At 74.3% G+C, this 18,551-nt stretch carries 14 protein-coding genes; 3 read left to right on the top strand and 11 right to left on the bottom strand.

The window, feature by feature from the left end; genetic code table 11:
• Positions 1-19: 19 nt before the first annotated feature.
• Complete coding sequence (pepN, locus tag QMQ26_RS25715) at positions 20-2,518, bottom strand: aminopeptidase N (protein ID WP_282202827.1); 2,499 nt, start codon at positions 2,516-2,518, stop codon at positions 20-22.
• A gap of 126 nt (positions 2,519-2,644) precedes the next feature.
• Here pepN and QMQ26_RS25710 point away from each other — a divergent pair, with 126 nt between their 5' ends.
• Complete coding sequence (locus QMQ26_RS25710) at positions 2,645-3,901, top strand: TerD family protein (protein WP_282202826.1); 1,257 nt, start codon at positions 2,645-2,647, stop codon at positions 3,899-3,901.
• A gap of 71 nt (positions 3,902-3,972) precedes the next feature.
• On the opposite strand, the gene QMQ26_RS25705 is transcribed toward QMQ26_RS25710, so the two are convergent.
• Both QMQ26_RS25705 and pruA read right to left on the bottom strand, forming a co-directional pair.
• Complete coding sequence (locus QMQ26_RS25705; RefSeq protein WP_282202825.1) at positions 3,973-4,902, bottom strand: proline dehydrogenase family protein; 930 nt, start codon at positions 4,900-4,902, stop codon at positions 3,973-3,975.
• 89 nt (positions 4,903-4,991) lie between these two features.
• Entirely contained in the window at positions 4,992-6,620 is a 1,629-nt protein-coding gene (pruA, locus tag QMQ26_RS25700; RefSeq protein WP_100840234.1) for an L-glutamate gamma-semialdehyde dehydrogenase, read from the bottom strand.
• A gap of 335 nt (positions 6,621-6,955) precedes the next feature.
• On the opposite strand from pruA, the gene QMQ26_RS25695 reads away from it, so the two are divergent.
• Positions 6,956-8,557 carry a PucR family transcriptional regulator gene (locus QMQ26_RS25695; RefSeq protein ID WP_282202824.1) on the top strand — a complete coding sequence of 534 codons (1,602 nt, stop codon included), beginning with the start codon at positions 6,956-6,958 and terminating at the stop codon, positions 8,555-8,557.
• Between the two features lie 77 nt (positions 8,558-8,634).
• On the opposite strand, the gene QMQ26_RS25690 is transcribed toward QMQ26_RS25695, so the two are convergent.
• From QMQ26_RS25690 to QMQ26_RS25680, 3 genes are all read right to left on the bottom strand, one after another.
• Positions 8,635-10,122: an alkaline phosphatase PhoX gene (locus tag QMQ26_RS25690; RefSeq protein ID WP_100840236.1), complete on the bottom strand. Its 1,488-nt coding sequence runs from the start codon at positions 10,120-10,122 to the stop codon at positions 8,635-8,637.
• Positions 10,123-10,339: 217 nt separating this feature from the next.
• The gene (locus QMQ26_RS25685; protein ID WP_282202823.1) at positions 10,340-11,449 is read right to left on the bottom strand and encodes a hypothetical protein; all 1,110 of its coding nucleotides are present in this window, start codon (positions 11,447-11,449) and stop codon (positions 10,340-10,342) included.
• Positions 11,450-11,602: 153 nt separating this feature from the next.
• Positions 11,603-13,201: a hypothetical protein gene (locus tag QMQ26_RS25680; RefSeq protein WP_282202822.1), complete on the bottom strand. Its 1,599-nt coding sequence runs from the start codon at positions 13,199-13,201 to the stop codon at positions 11,603-11,605.
• A 378-nt stretch (positions 13,202-13,579) separates the two neighbouring features.
• On the opposite strand from QMQ26_RS25680, the gene QMQ26_RS25675 reads away from it, so the two are divergent.
• A complete protein-coding gene (locus QMQ26_RS25675; protein WP_282202821.1) occupies positions 13,580-14,905 on the top strand; it encodes an MFS transporter in 1,326 nt (441 codons plus the stop codon).
• Positions 14,906-14,931: 26 nt separating this feature from the next.
• Here QMQ26_RS25675 and QMQ26_RS25670 read toward each other — a convergent pair whose 3' ends face one another.
• The 5 genes from QMQ26_RS25670 to sufC all read right to left on the bottom strand — a co-directional run bounded on the left by QMQ26_RS25670 (position 14,932) and on the right by sufC (position 18,546).
• Complete coding sequence (locus tag QMQ26_RS25670) at positions 14,932-15,501, bottom strand: hypothetical protein (protein WP_282202820.1); 570 nt, start codon at positions 15,499-15,501, stop codon at positions 14,932-14,934.
• A gap of 131 nt (positions 15,502-15,632) precedes the next feature.
• Entirely contained in the window at positions 15,633-15,920 is a 288-nt protein-coding gene (locus QMQ26_RS25665) for a metal-sulfur cluster assembly factor (protein WP_051817190.1), read from the bottom strand.
• A gap of 139 nt (positions 15,921-16,059) precedes the next feature.
• Entirely contained in the window at positions 16,060-16,512 is a 453-nt protein-coding gene (gene sufU / locus QMQ26_RS25660) for a Fe-S cluster assembly sulfur transfer protein SufU (RefSeq protein WP_100840242.1), read from the bottom strand.
• Between the two features lie 10 nt (positions 16,513-16,522).
• A complete protein-coding gene (locus QMQ26_RS25655) occupies positions 16,523-17,785 on the bottom strand; it encodes a cysteine desulfurase (protein ID WP_282202819.1) in 1,263 nt (420 codons plus the stop codon).
• The gene (sufC, locus tag QMQ26_RS25650) at positions 17,782-18,546 is read right to left on the bottom strand and encodes a Fe-S cluster assembly ATPase SufC (protein WP_100840244.1); all 765 of its coding nucleotides are present in this window, start codon (positions 18,544-18,546) and stop codon (positions 17,782-17,784) included. Before sufC ends, QMQ26_RS25655 begins: the two co-directional genes overlap by 4 nt.
• Between the last annotated feature and the right edge of the window lie 5 nt (positions 18,547-18,551).

Raw genomic sequence — 18,551 nt, 5'->3', positions numbered from 1 at the left:
CCCGGCCGCCACGGAACCCCTACGCCGTCCGGAACGCCGCCCGCACCGCCCGGGTGCGGCGCAGGTCGTCCGTCGCGTCGGAGAGGTTGCGCCGCAGCGCGGGCGTCAGCGCGGGGTCGGCGAGCACCGCCTCGGCGGCGGCGACCACGTCGGGGGCGGCCTCGGCGACCGGGAAGAGCGCCTGGCCGAGCAGCCGGGCGACGGTGTCGGTGCGGTCTGCGGCCTCGGTGATCCGCTCGAAGAAGCGCAGCGCGTACGCGTGCTGCCGGTCCGGGTCGCCGGAGGCCCAGAAGCCGCGGGCGGTGGCCTCCAGGATTCGGTTGGAGGCCGCGTCGGGGGTGAAGAGCAGTTCCCAGGCGCGGGCCTTGGCGGCTTCCTCCGGGCGGGCGGCCCGGGCCCGGGCGGCGCCGAACTCCGCCTCGCTGCCCGGTTCGCGGGCCGTCTCGGCGGCGATCGCGTCCTCGTCGAGCGCGCCGAGCGCGGCCAGCCGGGCCAGCCCGGACCAGCGCAGCTCCGGCCCGACAGACAGCCCGTCCGGTACCCCGTCGCCCGCCAACCAGCCGCGCAGTTCGGCGAGTTGGTCGTCGCCGCCGCTGCTCTCGACGGCGGCGCGCAGCGCGGCCAGCCGGATGCCCTGGCTACCGTCGCCGGCCAGCAGGGCGCGGGCGGCGCGGCTGACGGCGGCCAGGCCCTCGGCGCGGCGGGCCGGCGGCAGGTAGCGGCCGGCCACGTGGGTGCGGGCGAAGGCGAGGACGGCCTCGACGATGCTGTCGGAGGTCTCGGCGGGCAGGTGCCGTTCCATCAGGTCGAGGTACTCGGCGGGGTCGAGTTCGGCGTCCCGGACCAGGTCGCGGGCGTGCTCCCACAGGACGGCGCGGGTGACGTCGTCCGCGATCGCCGACAGCGACTCCCGGACGGCCCACCAGGAGTCCGCGTCCAGGCGGATCTTGGCCCAGGTCAGGTCGCCGTCGTTGGGGACGACCAGGGTCGCGCCGGCCTCGACCAGGGCGGGCACGGCGACCCGGCGGCCGGGGCCGAGTTCGACCGGGACGCGGCCGACCGGGACGACCCGGCCGTCCTCGACCCGGTAGCCGCCGACCTCGATCAGGTGCGGCCGGCCGCCCTCGTTGACGACGGTCAGCGCGGTGAGGGTGCCGTCGGCGGCGCGCTCGGTCTCGGCGCGCAGCGTGTCGACGCCGCTGGTGCGCAGCCAGGCGTCCGCCCAGCCGTGCACGTCGCGGCCGCTGCTGGCGCTCAACGCGGCGAGGAAGTCCGGGAGTTCGGCGTTGCCGTAGAGGTGGTCGGCGAAGTACGCGTTGAGTCCGGCGAAGAAGGCGTCGTCGCCGAGCCAGGCGACGAGCTGGCGCAGCGCGGAGGCGCCCTTGGCGTAGGAGATGCCGTCGAAGTTGACCATCGCCTCGGCGACCGAGCGGGTGCCGTTGCCGGCGACGGGGTGGGTGGAGGCGCGCTGGTCGGCGTCGTAGCCCCAGCCCTTGCGCTGCACCGAGAAGCCGGTCCAGGTGCCGGTGAAGCGGGTGGCCTCGGCGGCGATCCGGTAGCCGAGCATCTCGGCGAACGACTCGTTCAGCCACAGGTCGTCCCACCAGCGCATGGTGACCAGGTCGCCGAACCACATGTGGGCCATCTCGTGGCAGACCACCATGGCGCGGCGCTCGCGCTCGGACGCGGTGGCCGGGGAGCGGAACAGCAACTCGTCGCGGAACACCACGCAGCCGGGGTTCTCCATCGCGCCCCAGTTGAACTCGGGGACGAACGCCTGGTGGTACTCGCCGAACGGGTAGCGCTCGTCGAAGAGTTCGTGCAGCCGGTCCAGCGAGGCGGCCGTCACCTCGAACAACTCGGCGGCCTCGCGGTCGAGTTCGGCGGCCAGCGAGCGGCGGGCGTGCAGGCCGAGCGGGATGCCGTCGTGCTCGCCGTGCACCGAGTGCAGCGGGCCGCCGACCACGGTGAACAGGTAGGTGGAGATCGGCTTGGTCGGGGCGAACTCCCAACGCCCTCCCTCCGCGCTGGTCCTGGCGCCGTTGCCGACCAGGGTCCACTCGGCGGGGGCGGTGGCCCTCAGTGTGATCGGCGCCTTCAGGTCGGGCTGGTCGAAGCAGGCGAACACCTTGGCCGCCAGGTCGGGCCCGCAGGTGGCGTACACGTACACCGCACCGTCGGCGGGGTCGGTGTAGCGGTGCAGGCCCTCGCCGGTGCGCGAGTAGCGCATCTCGGCCTCGACCAGCAGTTCGTTCTCGGCCCGCAGGCCGGGCAGCGCGAGGCGGTTGCCGTCCAGGGCCGCCACGTCCAGCGGCCGCCCGTTCAGGACGGCGCGCCGCAGGACGGCCGGGTCGACGTCGACGAAGCTGTCGACGCCCGGCTCGGCGCACCCGAACCGGATCACGGTGGTGCTGCCGAACCGCTCCGGCCCGCCGGTCAGGTCGAGGTCGACGGCGTATCCGCGGACCTCCAGCAGACGGGCACGGACAGTTGCTTCGGATCGTTGCAGTGCTGGCATGCCCGCATGCTCGCCGAGCCCGCCGGGGGCGGGCAAGCCGGTTCGGCCCGGATTCGCTCGCGGCGTATCCCGGCGGACCGGGCGGGTTGGCTAGGGTGGGGACGGCGGCGATTCGAGGAGGAGCACGTGACGACTGTTCTCGCGCAGGGCGGCAACGCACCCCTGGGGTCGGCCCGGGTCGTGGTCGAAGTCGCCGCGCCCGAGCGGCTGGACGTCTCGGGGCTGCTGCTCACCGCGGCCGGCAAGGTCCGTTCGGACGCCGACTTCGTCTTCTTCAACGCCCCGCAGGGCCCGGGCGTCACGCACCGCCCGGCGGCCGGCGGCGGCCCCGACGCGATCGCCGTCGACACCGCGGCGGTGCCCGGGGAGATCACCCGGATCGTGGTCACCGCCTCGCTCGACGACCGGCGGGCCACCTTCGCGGGCACCGAGCCCACCGCGACCGTCCGGGACGCCGACACCGGCCGCGAACTGTTCACCTTCACCCCGCCGCGGCTCTCCCGGGAGACCGCCCTGGTCGTCGTCGAGGTCTACCGGCGCGGCGCCGAGTGGAAGGTCCGCGCCGTCGGCCAGGGCTACGCCAACGGGCTGGCCGGCATCGCCACCGACTTCGGCGTCGCGGTCGAGGACGCGGCCCCGGCCGACACCACCGCCGACGCCGCCACCGGCTCCTCCCCCGCCGCCCCGCCCGTCCCCGCCGCGCCACCCGCTCCCGCCGCGCCGCCCACCGCCCCGCCGAGGCCGAGCGCCGCGCCCCAGGGCCCCGCCACCCCGCCCCCCATGCCCTCCGGCTCCCCCGCCGTCGGCAAGATCACCCTCGACAAGGGCCGGGTCAACCTGGTCAAGGGCGGCTCGGTCTCCCTGGAGAAGGCCGGCCGGCCCTTCCTCGCCTCGGTCCGGATGGGCCTCGGCTGGGAGCCCGCCGGCCGCGGCCGCAACATCGACCTCGACGCCTCGGTGATCGCCTTCGACGCCCAGCGCGCCAAGATCGACACCGCCTGGTTCATGAAGCTCTCCGTCTTCAACGGCGCGATCGCCCACTCCGGCGACAACCTCACCGGCAAGGGCGGCGGCGACGACGAGGCCATCACCGTCCACCTCGGCGGCCTGCCCCCCGAGGTCTGCGGCCTGGTCTTCGTGGTCAACTCCTTCTCCGGCCAGAAGTTCACCGACATCAAGAACGCCTACTGCCGCCTGGTCGACGCCGCCACCGAGGAGGAACTCGTCCGCTTCGACCTCGCCCAGTCCGAACCCCACACCGGCGTCGCCATGTGCAAGCTGGTCCGCCAGTTCTCCGGCGAGTGGGTGATGACCGCCCTCGGCGAGTACGTCGACGCCAAGACCGCCCGCAGCATGGTCAAGCCCGCCGCCGCGATGCTCTAGCCGCGCCGCCGGACGCACCGGGGCCCGCGGCGCAGAGTGCCGCGGGCCCCGGGACGACGGTGGACGGCGACTCAGCCGCGGGTGGCCATCGCGCGCAGGAAGAAGGTCAGGTTCGCGGGGCGCTCGGCCAGGCGGCGCATGAAGTAGCCGTACCACTCCTGGCCGTAGGGCAGGTAGACCCGCATGGTGTTGCCGGCCTCGGCCAGGCGGAGCTGCTCCTCGGGGCGGATGCCGAAGAGCATCTGGTACTCGAAGGAGGTGGCGTCGCGCTTGTTCCACTCGGCGAGCTGGCCGGCGATCTTGATCATGTTGGGGTCGTGCGAGGCCACCATGGGGTAACCCTCGCCCGCCATCAGGACCTTGAGCGCGCGGACGTAGGCGAGGTCGACGTCCCGCTTGCCCTGGAAGGCGACCGACTCGGGCTCCTTGTAGGCGCCCTTGCAGAGGCGCACCCGGGAGCCCTCGTGGGCGAGGTCGCGGCAGTCGGCCTCGGTGCGGCGCAGGTAGGCCTGGAGGACGACGCCCAGCCAGGGGAAGTCGGCGCGCAGTTCGCGGGCGATGGCCAGGGTGGAGTCGGTGGTGGTGTGGTCCTCCATGTCGAGCGTCACGGTGGTGCCCGCGGCGGCGGCGGCCTGGCAGATGCGGCGGGCGTTCTCCAGGGCGATCTTCTCGCCGTCCACGGGGAGGAACTGGCCGACGGCGGAGAGCTTGACGGAGACCTCGGCGTCCGCGGCGAGGCCGGTGTCCTGGAGGGCGGTCAGCAGGTGCTCGTAGGCGAGGGCGGTGCCGGCGGCCTGGTCGGCGTCCTTGGTGTCCTCGCCGAGGTGGTCGAGGGTGACCTTGCGGCCGCTGGCGACCAGCGCCTCGGTGGCGCTCACGCCCTGGTCGAGCCGGTCGCCGGCGACGAAGCGCTCGACGATCGCGTGGGTGGGCGGGAACTTCTCGACCATGGTGCGCACCTGCGGGGAGCGCGAGGCGGCGAGGAGGGCGGAACGGAGCATCGTGGACTCCCGGCGAAGCGGATCAGCTGGTGGAGAAGGGGGGTGCGGGGCGGCCGGGGTGGTGGCCGCCCCGCGGGACACGGGCCCGGTCAGCCCATGTGCGGGTAGCGGTAGTCCGTCGGCGGGACGAACGTCTCCTTGATGGAGCGGGTGGAGGTCCAGCGCGTCAGGTTCTGCTTGGCGCCGGCCTTGTCGTTGGTGCCGGAGGCCCGGCCGCCGCCGAAGGGCTGCTGGCCGACGACGGCGCCGGTGGGCTTGTCGTTGATGTAGAAGTTGCCGGCGGCGTTGCGCAGCACGTGCATCGCGTGCTGCACGGCTTCGCGGTCCTGGGCGATGATCGAGCCGGTCAGGCCGTACGCGGACACCGACTCCATCTGCGCGAGCATCTCGTCGTACCGGTCGTCCTGGTAGACGTGCACCGAGAGGATCGGGCCGAAGTACTCGTCCCGGAAGTACTCGGCGGCCGGGTCCTGGCAGACCAGCACGGTCGGGCGGACGAACCAGCCGACCGAGTCGTCGTACGTGCCGCCGGCCAGCACCTCGACCTGCGGGTCGGCCTTGGCGCGGTCGATCGCGGCCTTGTTCTTGGCGAAGGACCGCTCGTCGATGACCGCGCCCATGAAGTTGCTCAGGTCGGCGACGTCGCCCATCGTGAGCCACTCGACCTCGTCGCGGAAGTCGTCCTTGATCTCGGCCCAGATCGAGGCCGGGACGTACGCGCGGGAGAGCGCCGAGCACTTCTGGCCCTGGTACTCGAAGGCGCCGCGGGTCATCGCGGTCTTCAGCACGGCCTTGTCGGCGGACGGGTGGGCGACCAGGAAGTCCTTGCCGCCGGTCTCGCCGACGATCCGCGGGTAGGTGCGGTAGCCGGAGATGTTCTCGCCGACGGTGCGCCACAGGTGCTGGAAGGTCGGGGTGGAGCCGGTGAAGTGGATGCCGGCCAGCGCGGGGTGCTTGAGGGCGACCTCGGAGACGTCCAGGCCGTCGCCGGTGACCATGTTGATGACGCCCTTGGGCAGGCCGGCGGCCTCCAGCAGCCGCATCAGGTAGTGCGCGGCGAACTGCTGGGTGGGGGACGGCTTCCAGATCACCACGTTGCCCATCAGCGCGGGCGCGGTCGGCAGGTTGCCGGCGATCGCGGTGAAGTTGAACGGGGTGATCGCGTAGACGAAGCCCTCCAGCGGGCGGTGGTCGGTGCGGTTCCACACGCCGTCCGAGGAGATCGGCTGCTCGGCCAGGATCTGCCGGGCGAAGTGCACGTTGAAGCGCAGGAAGTCGACCAGCTCGCAGGGGGTGTCGATCTCCGCCTGCTGGGCGGTCTTCGACTGGCCCAGCATGGTGGCCGCGGCGAGGGTCTCCCGCCACGGGCCGGCCAGCAGGTCCGCGGCGCGCAGGAAGATCGCGGCGCGGGAGTCGAAGGAGAGCGCCTGCCAGGCCGGCGCGGCGGCCAGGGCGGTGTCGATGGCCTCGCGCGCGTCGTCCTGGGTGGCGTTGCGCAGCGTGCCGAGCCGGGCCGCGTGGTGGTGCGGCTGTACGACGTGGATCTCGGAGCCGCCGCCGAGGCGCTGCTCCCCGTTGATCGTCATGGTCAGCTGGATCGGCCCCTGGCCGCCCAGCTCCTTCAGCTTGGCCTCCAGCCGGACCCGCTCGGGGCTGCCGGGGGCGTAGCTGTGGACCGGCTCGTTCACCGGCGCGGGGACCTGGGTCACAGCATCCATGGCGCACGCTCTCCTTCTCGTCATGGGAAGCCGGCGAGGGTCGCACACCGGCCATGGAGGAACGCTATTCCCCGCCCCGGCCCGAGACTGTTGGCCGCGCCGCCAAATTCCCCCGCACGCCGTTGTCCGCCCGGACGAACACCGTCACACCCCGGTCACGGCGACCGCGCCCTGTCCGGCTCACTAAACTCGGACCCCGGATCTTGTCCGCCCCGACGAACGCCCGACGGACGACCGACGAAAGCCCGAGGGACGCCCGACGACTGCCCGCCGGACACCCCGCCAAACGCCTCCCCCACACGAACACCGCCCGCTCCGAACCGAGGACCCCGCCGATGACCGGCCTGCCCCTGCGCCAGCTGCTGATGTCGCTCGGCGAACCCCTGGTCGAGCTCCAGGCCGCGCCCGCCGGGCTGGACGTCCCGGTCCGGCACGTGGCCATCCTCGACCCGGAGGACCCGCCCACCGCCGCGCCGGGCGAACTCGTGCTGGCCATCGGCGCCCGCGGCCGGGCCGCCCTCCCCGCGCTGCGCGCCGCCGGCCGGGCCCGGGCCGCCGCCGTCGCGGTCAAGCTGGACGGGCCGGGCCAGGCGGACGCGCTGCGCGAGGCCGCCACCGAGGCGGGCGTCGCGCTGCTCTCGGTGCGCCGCGAGACCCGCTGGGAGCACCTGGACTCGCTGGCCCGCACCCTGCTGTCCGGCTCCGACGGCCCGGACGGCCCGGAGCCCGGCGGGGCCGCCGCCGGCGACCTGTTCTCGCTCGCCCAGACCGTCGCCGTACTGACCGGCGGCATCGTCTCGATCGAGGACACCTCCAGCCGGGTGCTCGCCTACTCCCGCACCTCCGAGACCGACGAGGTCGACGACCTGCGCCGGCTGTCCATCCTGGGCCGCCAGGGCCCGGAGCCGTACCTGGCCAAGCTGCGCGAGTGGGGCGTCTTCTCGCACCTGCGCGGCTCCGAGGGCGCGATCGAGATCGCCGCCCACCCCGAGCTGGGCATCCGCCGCCGGCTGGCGATCGCGATCCGCTCCGGCGCGCAGCCGCTGGGCACCATCTGGGTGCAGGAGGGCTCCCGCCCGCTGACCGACACCGCCGAGCAGGCGCTGGTCGGCGCCGCCCGGGTCGCGGCTGGCCAACTGGTGCGCCGCCGCCGGGAGTTGTCGGCCGATACCCGACTCACCCAGACCCTGCTGACCGGCCTGCTGGAGGGCTCCACCGGCCCGCAGTCGCTGGCCACCCACCTCGGCCTGGACGTCCGCCGCCCGGCCACCGTGCTGGCCTACGCCCCCGCCGCCACCGACGGCCGGGACGCCGAGCTCTCCCGCGACGAGGTGATCGGCCTGATCTCGGTGCACACCGCCGCCCGCCACCGCGGCGCCCTGCTCGCCCCGGTCGACTCCCGGGTCTACGTCCTGCTGCCCGAACTCCCGCCCGGCGTCCCGCCCGGCACCCTGCGCGACTGGACCCAGGAGACCGTCGACGCGGCCCGCGACCACCTGTCCATCCCGCTGCGGGCCGCGATCGGCCCCACCGTCCCCGGCCTCGCCGACGTCCCGGCCTCCCGGGCCCAGGCCGACCGGATTCTGGACGCGATGGGCCGCGGCGGAGTCGTCCCGGACGTGGCCGCGCTCCAGGACGTCCAGGCCGAGGTGCTGGTCTCCGAGGTGCTCGCCCTGCTCCAGGACCGCCCCGAGCTGCGCGACCCCCGCCTCACCGCCCTCAGCGCGTACGACGGCCGCCACCACACCCGGCTCGCCGAGTCCGTCCTCGCCTACCTGGACGCCCTCGGCGAGGTCCGCACCGCGGCCGACGCCCTGCACATCCACCCCAACACCCTGCGCTACCGGGTGCGGAGGGCCGAACAGCTCACCGGCCTGGACCTCGCCCAGCCCCAGCAGCGCCTGCTCGCCATGCTCCAACTCCGCCTGCCCGACTGACGGCCCGCCCGGACGGCGATCCGCCCGACGCCCGGGGAGTCGGCGCTCCCCGGGCGGGCCTCAGGGCCGACGGTCCGTCACATCCGGTGCCACGGGCCGGTGATCGCCAGCATGATGCCCGGCTCCTGGATGTTCGCGAACAGCGTCCGCCCGTCGGGCGAGAAGGTCACGCCGGTGAACTCGCTGAACTCCGGCTCCTCGGCCGTCCCGAGGTTGAGCTCGTTGCGCGCCAGCGCGTACGTCCGGCCGTCGGCGGTGGTGCCGAACAGGTGCTGGAGGCCGCTGCCGTCCTCGGCGATGATCAGGCCGCCGTGGGGCGAGACGGTGATGTTGTCGGGGCCGTCGAAGTTGCCCCGGTCGGTCCAGACCTCGTCGTTGACGCCGAGGATGACCTTCAGGGTCAGCGTCCGCCGGGTCGGGCTGTAGAACCAGACCTGGCCGTCGTGCGGGAGCGGCGACTCCTCGCGGGCGAAGGAGGAGACGAAGTAGATGCCGCCGTCGCCCCACCACATGCCCTCCAGCTTGCGGGCCCGGGTGATCTCGCCGTCCTCGAACTGCTTGCGGATCGAGGTGGTGCGGGCGTCGCGGTCCTGGACCTTGACCCAGTCGGCGCCGTACGTGGTGCCGGGCTTGGTGGCGCGGGACAGGTCGTCGACCAGCTTGCCCCGCGCGTCGAACGCCTTCAGCGCCTCCAGCACGCCCGCGTCGGCGGCCAGGGTGCGCAGCCGGCCCTTGCCGTGCCGGAAGCCGGCCGGCGGGGTCCAGCGGTAGAACAGGCCGTTCGGCTTGGCCGCGTCCTCGGTCAGGTAGGCGTGGCCGCGCCGCTCGTCGATGACGACGGCCTCGTGCGCGAACCGGCCGAACGCCTTGATCGGCTGCGGGTCCCGGTTGGCGTCCTGGTCGTGCGGGTCGACCTCGAAGACGTAGCCGTGGTCCTTGGTGAAGCCGTTGGTGCCGGCCTTGTCCTCGGTCTCCTCGCAGGTCAGCCAGGTGTTCCACGGGGTGGCGCCACCGGCGCAGTTGGTGGCGGTGCCGGCGATGCCGACCCACTCGCGGACCCGGCGCCCGCCCTGCCCGTGGCCCTTGCCGTGCCCGTGCCCGTCGCCGTGCCCGTGCCCGGAGACCTCGACGACGGTGCAGCCGCCGGCCGCGGCCGGGTCGTAGACGTGGCCCGCCAGCAGCGGCACCGGGTGCGGCCAGTTCGCCCGCGGCCCGGCCAGCTCGTGGTTGTTCACCAGCAGGACGGCCCCGCCCCGCCCCTCGAACGCGGCGGTGCCGTCGTGGTTGCTCGGGGTGGACTCGCCGGTGACCAGGGTGGTCTCGCCGGTGCGCGTGACGACCTCGTACGAGAAGCCCTTCGGCAGCGCCAGCACCCCCTTCGGGTCGGACACCAGCGCGCCGTAGCCGACCGCGGTGTGCCCGCCCTTCGCGAGGGCGGCCTCCCCGCCCGCGGGGGCGGCGATCGCCCCGGGCGCGGTGGCCAGCACCTCGGCGCTGCCGGCGATCAGGACGCCGGCCCCGAGCACGGTCGAACGGTTGACGAAGTCCCGACGGGACAGCGGCATGGCGGTCACTCCTGGAGGAGAGGACGAAGTTCGGTGACCGACAGGCTCCGGGCCGGACGTGAACCGGGCGTGAATCCGACACGGCGTCGATGTGCCGATTTACCGACCACATACCGGCCGATGACTCTTGCTTTACCTTCCCTCGTCCGCCCCACCAGTCCCTCCCGCCCCACCAGCCCCTCTCGCAGCCCCGGTCCCGCCCGCCGCCCCGGTCCCGCTAGCGCCGCGCCCCGTGCTGGGTCCGCTCGACCCGCCACTGCTCCCACGCCGTCAGCCAGGCGTCCTCGGTGCCCGACGGCAGCTCGGGCGTCCCGCCCGCCCACAGCCGTTCCCAGGCCCGCTGCGCGGGCAGGCTCGGCACCTCGCTGGCGAACGCCGTGTACCGGACGACCTCCTCCACGGCCGCCGCGCCCTCGACCGTCCCGCTCACCCAGTCCGCGTGGTGGGCGAGCCGGCTCAGGTGGTTGACCATCGAGGTGACCGCCTCGTCGGCCTCCTCGCGGGTCTCCGAGGCCAGCCGCATCTGCTGCCGCACCGCCGCCTCCCAGCGCAGCTGCCGGTCCTCGCCGCGCAGGTGGCGCGGCAGCCGGGCCGAACGCCCGGCGCGCAGCTGCGCGGCCACCGCCGAGGCCCGCGCGATCGCCTGGACCACCAGGTCCCGGTGCGCCTGGAGGCCCAACTCGGCTTGCTCCGGCCCGGGTTCGGGGGAGCGCAGGTCCGCCCGGAGCGCGGCGAGCTGCCGCAGCAGCTCGGTCCGGCCCACGATGTACCGTTCGAAGTCGCCGATCCGGCGCAGCTCCACCGACCCCGGCGGGAGGCCGCGCCCGGTGACCGTCACCGTCGCCCCGTGCACCCGCAGCCGGCCCGCCCACACGGTGCCGTGGCCGGCGCCCGTCCGGGAGTCCTCGTGGACCTGCACCGCGTGCGGCTCGCCGTCCACCGTGATCCACTCGCGCAGCGCCCGCACCCGCCCGGCGGTGTCGCCCTCGTCCACCCCGAGGTGTTCGTAGACCCGGTCGCGCTCGTCCTCGACCACGTCCTCCAGGTCGGGCAGCGACCCGCTCAGCTCGGCCCCGGGCCGGTACGTCCGCACCGTCACGTACGGCCCCGGCGCGGAGCGCCAGTCCCCGGAGCGGATCTCCACCGCCTCCAGTTCCCCGTTGTGGACCTCGTACTCGGCCAGCACGTCCCACCCGGGCGCCGCCGCCCCGTGCACCCACCCGAACACCGGAAACCCCGCGCCCGCCAACACCTGCCGGCCGTACGCCTCCTGGTCCGAGTACATCGCCTCGATGTCCACGGGCCCGCTCGTGTGCTGCCTCTTCATCCCTCGCCGCACCCCCGGCCGCTCGCCACTCCAACGCCGACTTACCTTACGGCCCGGGGAACCTGTCGAGCCATCAGACGGACGTGGAGGGCTCGCGGAGAACTCGGCGGGGACCGGCCGGGGCGGGGCCCGCCGGCCGGGACCCGCCGCCCGCTACCCGGTCTGCCCGCGCAGCGACCGCGCCCGGACCGCCGCCCGCCGGGCCTCCTTGGCGACCTTGCGGTCGAGGTGCAGCTCGCCGACCGCCTCCAGCACCTCCACCGTCATCGGGTGCGGCACCCGCCAGACCTCGCCGAAGTAGCTGGCCGGATTGTCGGTGACGGGCAGGTCGGCGACCAGCGCCTGGAGCCGGCCGCCCTCGCCGGCGGTCAGCAGCATCACGGCGGCCATCGAGTCGATCACCCGCCAGAGCGCGACCTCGCGGTCCGCCGCCGCGACGTCCGCGCCGCGGGCGCGCAGCCACTCGCGGGCCAGCCCGCCCAGCTCGGGGTCGTCGACCGCCTCCCGCACCAGCGGGGCCGCGTCCTCGCCGAGCTCGCCGAGGCCGAGCACGCAGTAGTAGCGGCGGACGGGCGACTGCACGTCGCGTCCGCGCGCGCCGGCCAGCAGTTCGCGGGCGGCGTCGCGCGGGTCGCGGGCGGCCAGCCAGGCCTTGAGCTCGGGTTCGGCGAAGAGCTGCCCGTTCTCGGCGAGGGCGCGCAGGAAGGCCGGGCCGTCCTGGTCGGCGAGGTCGCCGACCAGCGGGGCGTCGTAGCCGTCGGCGAGCAGCCACTCGCGCACCGCGTACTGCCCGAGCGGGGTGAGCCGGACGGTGCCGAAGCGGGCCGCGTCCTCCTCGGTCAGCGGCCGGTCGGTGTCGACCACCTCGGCGGCCTCCCCCGGCTCCCCCGCCTCCCCCTCCTCGAACAGGTCGGGGTCGATCGGCCGGTGCTCGACCAGCCCGAGTTCGGCGAGGTCGCCGAGCATCGGGTCGAGGACGACCATCAGGTCGGTGATCTCGCCGAGCATCTCCTCGTCGGGCTCCTGCCCGTCGGGGACGACCAGCAGCGCGGCGAGCACGCCCAGCGGGACGGTCTCGGCGCCGGGCTCGGCGAACGCGGTGGTCTCGTACAGCACGTGCAGCGCCTCGTCGAGGATCTCGGCGGCCTGCTCCCGGGCGTCCTCGACCTCCGCCAGGGCCTCGCCGTCGTCGTCCGGGCCGCCCTCGACCACCTCGGGGTCGACCGACTCGGCCTCCGCGGCGAGTTCCCGGACCAGCTCGGCGGCCTCGAACCAGAGGCCGAGGACGGCGGCGGGCTCGCCGGCCTCGACGGCCTCCAGGTCGGGGCCGGGGATGGCGACGTGGGTGCCCTCGTCGGTGGTGCCGGTCTCGACCAGGTCGAGGTCGCAGGCCAGGGCCCAGGCCCGCATCGCCTCGACCACGTCGTCCTCGTCCGGGTCCTCGGCGCCGAGCATCCGGGCGGCCCGGACCCGGTCGGCCTCGCCGAGGTCGCCGTGCTCGTCGACCTCGCGGTGCGGGGCGATCCAGCGGGCCAGTGCGACGACCCGGGAGATCAGCGGGACGGCCAGCGCGGCGGCGGCCAGCTCGGCGTCCGGCGGGAGGGTGATCGGCGGGATCAGGACGGCCGTGTCGTCGGGGTCCTCGTCGCCGCTCTGCGCGCCGTACAGGTCGGCGAGGTCGTAGTCGGCGGGCAGCAGCCCTTCGGCCTCGGACGGCTGCTGGTCAGGGGTGTTACGGCTACGTCCGGCCATCGCGCGCGTTCTCCCGGGTGCGTCGCAGGGCACCGCCGTCCGGTGGGCGGCCCGCCCGGGGGGCGGCGGACGCGGGGGGCGGCGGCGCGGGCCGTGCGTGTCGGCCCGTCAACCCAGCGTATCGGCCGCCACGACCGAACGCCTGAGCTGCGCGGGCGTCCGCCCGAACGAGTGGGGCGGTGCGTCCGAACGAGTGCCCGGCGGCACGTATCCTTCGGTGGGCGACGCGCACCACCCCCGCGCGCACGCCCCGGGACCCGGAGCGACGGCGCTCCGCACTCCGCGTACCACGTGCACACCCGCACCGTCCGACCCGTGCCGCCACACCCTGGCCCGGCCGTGCCCGACGGTGCCCGGCCACTCCAGGAGACCCCTGCCATGGCGGACCTCTCCCCCGCCGGCCCCGGCCTGAGCACCGCTCAGTACGCCGACCGCCGACTGTCGGAGGCCCTGCTTCCGCTGGAACTCGCGCCCCGCAAGCAGCTCCAGCTCGCCGCGATCAGCCGCTGGAACGCGCTGCGCGGCATCCGCGTCGGCCTGGTGGCCGCCGCCCTGCTGCTGATGCTGATCGGCGCGAACCTCGCCACCCCGCTCTACCCGGTGCTCCAGCAGCGCCTGGGCCTGAGCCCGCTGGACACCACGGTCCTGTTCACCGTCTACGTGTTCGCGCTCGTCCCGGTGCTGGCCGCGGTCGGCCACTGGTCGGACCACCTGGGGCGGCGCGCCCTGATCCTGCCCGCGGTGGCACTGGCCGCCGCCGGGGACGCGGTGTTCGCCACCGCCGGCTCGTTCTGGCAGCTGGCCGCCGGACGGGCCGTCCAGGGCGTCGCGGTCGGGCTGTCCACGGGCGCGGCGGGCGCCGCCCTCGGCGACCTGCTGCCGGACCGGCCCACCCTGGCCGCCAAGCTCACCCTGGCCTGCTCGGCGGGCGGCGTGGCGCTCGGCCCGCTGGTCGGCGCCGCGCTCACCGACGACGCGAAGCCGCTGCTCGGCCCGTTCCTGCCGCACGCGGTCGCGCTGCTGGCGCTGTGCGTGCCGCTCGCCCTGGTGCACCCGCGGATGCCCGGTCCGTTCCGGTCCCCGGCCTCCCCGCCGCGCGTCACCACCCCGGCCCACCTGCGGCCCCGGCGGCTGCGGCTGCCGCGCGCCGGGCGCCGCGAGTTCCTGCTGGCCGCCGCCGCGGGCTTCGTCTCCTACGCGGTCTTCGGGGTCTACCTGGCGCTCGCCCCGGCCTTCTCCGCGACCCTGCTGCACACCCGCTCCCCGCTGGCGGGCGCGGCCGTCGCCGCGCTGCTGCTCGGCTCCTCGGCCGCCGCCCAGCTGCTCGTCCCGCCCACCTCCGACCGGGTGGTCGTCGCGGCCGGCCTGACCGGCCTGGCCGCCGGGCTCGGCCTGCTCACCACGGCCGCCGCGACCGGCACCCCGGCGCTGCTGTTCGTCGGCAGCGTGCTGGCCGGCGCCTGCCAGGGCGTGGCGTTCCGCTCCCTGTTCACCGCCGCGGTCGCCGCCCTCGACCCGGCCCGCCGCGGCAGCGAACTCTCCGCCCTCTGGGTGATCGTCTACCTGGGCTCCTCCGCCCCGATCATCGCCGTCGGCGCGCTCACCCGCGCCTACGGCCTGCTCCCCGCCGTCACCGTCTTCGCCCTCACCGCCGCCACCGCCGCCCTCGCCCTGGCCGCCACCGTCCTGCGCCGCCAACGCTGACCACGGCGGCCCGGGTCTCCCGGGCGTCAGCGCCGCGGCGCGTCGCCCGCCGCACCCTGGAACGCGCGCAGCAGGTCCATCGCGGAGTCGGCGATCTCCAGGGCCGTGCCGCTGTCCGCGTCCGGGACGCCGTCGCGCAGGCCGGTGAGCGGGTCCGGGCTCGCGGCAGCGGCAGGCGGGTCGGCGGGGCGGGCGGCGGCGGTGACGGTCGCAACCGGACGGGGGCCGGACCGCTTCCCGGCCGAGGCCGCGGCGGAGACCGAGGCGGAGGCGGAGACCGACCTCGAAACCGGCCCCGGAACAGTGGGAGAGGCAGCGGGAGGGGCAGCGGCCTCCGGAGCGGGCAGCATCTCCGGAGCGGCGGAGCCGGTGGCCGCCGGAGCCCCGGTCGCGGCGACCGCCGCCGCCGGATCGCCGTCCTTCCCGCCGCCCGCGAGGCCGAGCACGGCCGCGCCGCCCCCGCCGACCAGGGCGAGCGCCCCGGCCGCCGCCCCGGCGATCCGCAGCCGCCTGCGCCGCCGCTGCTCGCGCTCGTGCCGCTCGGCCATCGCGGCCCAGTCCGGCTGCCCGTGCCCGCCACCCGACCCGAAACTCATGGTCCGGCAGTCTAGTTCGGCCCGGGACCCCGGAATTCCCGGAACGGAACGGAGAAGGGCGGAACGGAACGGAGAGGGGCGGGGACCGAAGTCCCCGCCCCTCTCCGGTGCCGATTGCCGGTGCCGACCGCTCAGACGTTGAAGCCGAGCGCGCGCAGCTGGTCGCGGCCCTCGTCGGTGATCTTGTCGGGGCCCCACGGCGGCATCCAGACCCAGTTGATCCGCAGGTCCTTGACCAGGCCGTCGGTGGCGGTGCGGGCCTGGTCCTCGATCACGTCGGTGAGCGGGCAGGCCGCGGAGGTCAGCGTCATGTCGACGGTGGCGGTGTCGTCCGCGTCGATGTGCAGGCCGTAGATCAGGCCCAGGTTGACGACGTCGATGCCCAGCTCGGGGTCGACGACGTCCATCAGGGCCTCCATGAGGTCCTCGGTGGAGACCGTCCCGGCGCTGGTGAACGCCCCCGGGGTCTCGGACTCCGCGGCCGCGGCGTCGGCCGCGGGGGCCTCGGCCTCGGTGGTGGTGTCGTTCTCGCTCATGAATCCAGTGTCCTAACGGGCGTCAGTCGGTGAGGGGAGGCTGGCCGCCGAGCGCCTTGGCGGTGGCGTCCTTCCAGGCCATCCAGCTGAGCAGGGCGCACTTGACCCGGGCCGGGTACTTGGAGACCCCGGCGAAGGCGACCGCGTCCTCCAGCACCTCCTCGTCGCCCTCGGACTGGCCCTTGCTCTGCATCAGTTCGAGGAAGGCCTCCTGGATCTGCTGCGCCTCGCCGACCGGCTTGCCGACCACCAGGTCGTTGAGCACGGAGGCGGAGGCCTGGCTGATCGAGCAGCCCTGCGACTCGTAGGAGACGTCGGCGACGACCGCGCCGTCGAGCCGCACCCGCAGGGTGATCTCGTCGCCGCAGGTCGGGTTGACGTGGTGCACCTCGGCGTCGCCGTCCCGCAGCCCCTTGCCGTGGGGGTTGCGGTAGTGGTCCAGGATGATCTCCTGGTACATCGAGTCGAGTTTCATGGCAGCCGCCTCAGCCGAAGAAGTTGCGGACGTGGTGGAGACCGTCGATCAGCGCGTCCACCTCGCCGGGCGTGGAGTACAGGTAGAACGACGCCCTGGTGGTCGCCGGAATTCCGTACCGCAGGCAGACCGGCCGCGCGCAGTGGTGGCCGACCCGGACCGCGATGCCCTGCTCGTCCAGCACCTGGCCGACGTCGTGCGGGTGGATGTCGCCGAGCGTGAAGGAGATCGCCGCGCCGCGGTCGACGGCCGTGCGGGGGCCGATGATCCGCAGGTCGGGCACCTCGTTCAGGCGCTCGATGGCGTACGCGGTGATCGCGTGCTCGTGGGCGGCGATCCGGTCCATGCCGATCTCGGACAGGTAGTCGATGGCCGCGCCGAGCCCGACCGCCTGGGCGATCGGCGGGGTGCCGGCCTCGAACTTGTGCGGGGCGGGCGCGTAGGTGGACGAGCCCATCGTCACGGTCTCGATCATCTCGCCGCCGCCGAGGAACGGCGGGAGGTCCTCCAGCAGCTCCTGGCGCCCCCAGAGCACGCCGATGCCGGTGGGGCCGACCATCTTGTGCCCGGTGAAGGCGACGAAGTCGGCCTCCAGCGCCTGCACGTCCAGCACCATGTGCGGGGCGGCCTGCGAGGCGTCGATGGCGACCAGCGCGCCGACCGACTGCGCCTTGCGGACGATCGCGTCGACCGGGTTGACGGTGCCCAGCAGGTTGGAGACCAGCGTGAAGGAGACGATCTTCGTCTTCTCGGTGATCAGCTCGTCGATGTTCGACAGGTCGAGCCGGCCGTCGTCGGTGAGCGAGAACCACTTCAGCTTCGCGCCGGTGCGCTGCGCGAGCAGCTGCCACGGCACGATGTTGGAGTGGTGCTCCATCTCGGTGATCACGATCTCCGAGTCGGCGTCGACCTTGTACGGCTCGTCGGCCCAACCCAGCATGTTGGCCACGAGGTTGAGCGACTCGGAGGCGTTCTTGGTGAAGATCACCTCGTTGCGGCTGGGCGCGTTGACGAAGGCCGCGACCTTGTCCCGGGCGCCCTCGTACAGCGCGGTGGCCTCCTCGGCCAGCACGTGCACGCCGCGGTGGACGTTGGCGTTGTGCTGCTCGTAGTAGGCGTTCAGCGCCTCCAGCACCTGGCGCGGCTTCTGCGAGGTCGCCGCGTTGTCCAGGTAGACCAGGGGCCGGCCGTCGTGCAGCTGCCGGGACAGGATCGGGAAGTCCTTGCGGATCGCCTCCGTGTCGAGGAGTCCGGTCAGATGGGAGTGGGTCACTCGGAAGCGCCGCCCTTCACGTAGCTCTCGTAGCCCTCTTCCTCCAGCTTGTCGGCGAGCTCGGCGCCGCCGGACTCGACGATCCTGCCGCCCGCGAAGACGTGCACGTGGTCGGGCTTGATGTAGCGCAGGATGCGGGTGTAGTGGGTGACCAGCAGGGTGCCGACCTCGCCGGTCGAGCGGACCCGGTTGATGCCCTCGGAGACGACCCGCAGCGCGTCGACGTCGAGGCCGGAGTCGGTCTCGTCGAGGATGGCGATCTTCGGCTTGAGCAGCTCCAGCTGGAGGATCTCGTGGCGCTTCTTCTCGCCGCCGGAGAAGCCCTCGTTGACGTTGCGCTCGGCGAACGCCGGGTCCATCTGCAGGCCGGCCATCGCCTCCTTGACCTCCTTGACCCACAGCCGCAGCTTGGGGGCCTCGCCGCGGACGGCGGTGGCGGCGGTGCGCAGGAAGTTGGAGACCGAGACGCCGGGGACCTCGACCGGGTACTGCATGGCCAGGAAGAGGCCGGCCCGGGCGCGCTCGTCGACGGACATCTCCAGCACGTCCTCGCCGTCCAGCAGCACCTGGCCGCCGGTGACGGTGTACTTGGGGTGGCCGGCCAGCGAGTAGGCCAGGGTGGACTTGCCGGAGCCGTTCGGACCCATGATCGCGTGGGTCTCGCCCTGCTTGACCGTCAGGTCGACGCCCTTGAGGATCTCGCGGGGACCGCCCTCGGCCTCGACGGTGACGTGCAGGTCGCGGATTTCAAGCGTTGCCATGGGTA

Origin of the sequence: Kitasatospora fiedleri, assembly GCF_948472415.1 — a bacterium.
GTDB lineage: Bacteria > Actinomycetota > Actinomycetes > Streptomycetales > Streptomycetaceae > Kitasatospora > Kitasatospora fiedleri.
This window is presented reverse-complemented; position numbering and strand designations above follow the sequence as displayed.

What these genes read in the sequence shown, in the direction of transcription:
- pepN (WP_282202827.1), bottom strand. Translation starts at nt 2,518, where the DNA reads ATGCCAGCACTGCAACGATCCGAAGCAACTGTCCGTGCCCGTCTGCTG.
- QMQ26_RS25705 (WP_282202825.1), bottom strand. Translation starts at nt 4,902, where the DNA reads ATGCTCCGTTCCGCCCTCCTCGCCGCCTCGCGCTCCCCGCAGGTGCGC.
- pruA (WP_100840234.1), bottom strand. Translation starts at nt 6,620, where the DNA reads ATGGATGCTGTGACCCAGGTCCCCGCGCCGGTGAACGAGCCGGTCCAC.
- QMQ26_RS25695 (WP_282202824.1), top strand. Translation starts at nt 6,956, where the DNA reads ATGACCGGCCTGCCCCTGCGCCAGCTGCTGATGTCGCTCGGCGAACCC.
- QMQ26_RS25690 (WP_100840236.1), bottom strand. Translation starts at nt 10,122, where the DNA reads ATGCCGCTGTCCCGTCGGGACTTCGTCAACCGTTCGACCGTGCTCGGG.
- QMQ26_RS25685 (WP_282202823.1), bottom strand. Translation starts at nt 11,449, where the DNA reads ATGAAGAGGCAGCACACGAGCGGGCCCGTGGACATCGAGGCGATGTAC.
- QMQ26_RS25680 (WP_282202822.1), bottom strand. Translation starts at nt 13,201, where the DNA reads ATGGCCGGACGTAGCCGTAACACCCCTGACCAGCAGCCGTCCGAGGCC.
- QMQ26_RS25675 (WP_282202821.1), top strand. Translation starts at nt 13,580, where the DNA reads ATGGCGGACCTCTCCCCCGCCGGCCCCGGCCTGAGCACCGCTCAGTAC.
- QMQ26_RS25670 (WP_282202820.1), bottom strand. Translation starts at nt 15,501, where the DNA reads ATGAGTTTCGGGTCGGGTGGCGGGCACGGGCAGCCGGACTGGGCCGCG.
- QMQ26_RS25665 (WP_051817190.1), bottom strand. Translation starts at nt 15,920, where the DNA reads ATGGAGGCCCTGATGGACGTCGTCGACCCCGAGCTGGGCATCGACGTC.
- sufU (WP_100840242.1), bottom strand. Translation starts at nt 16,512, where the DNA reads ATGAAACTCGACTCGATGTACCAGGAGATCATCCTGGACCACTACCGC.
- sufC (WP_100840244.1), bottom strand. Translation starts at nt 18,546, where the DNA reads ATGGCAACGCTTGAAATCCGCGACCTGCACGTCACCGTCGAGGCCGAG.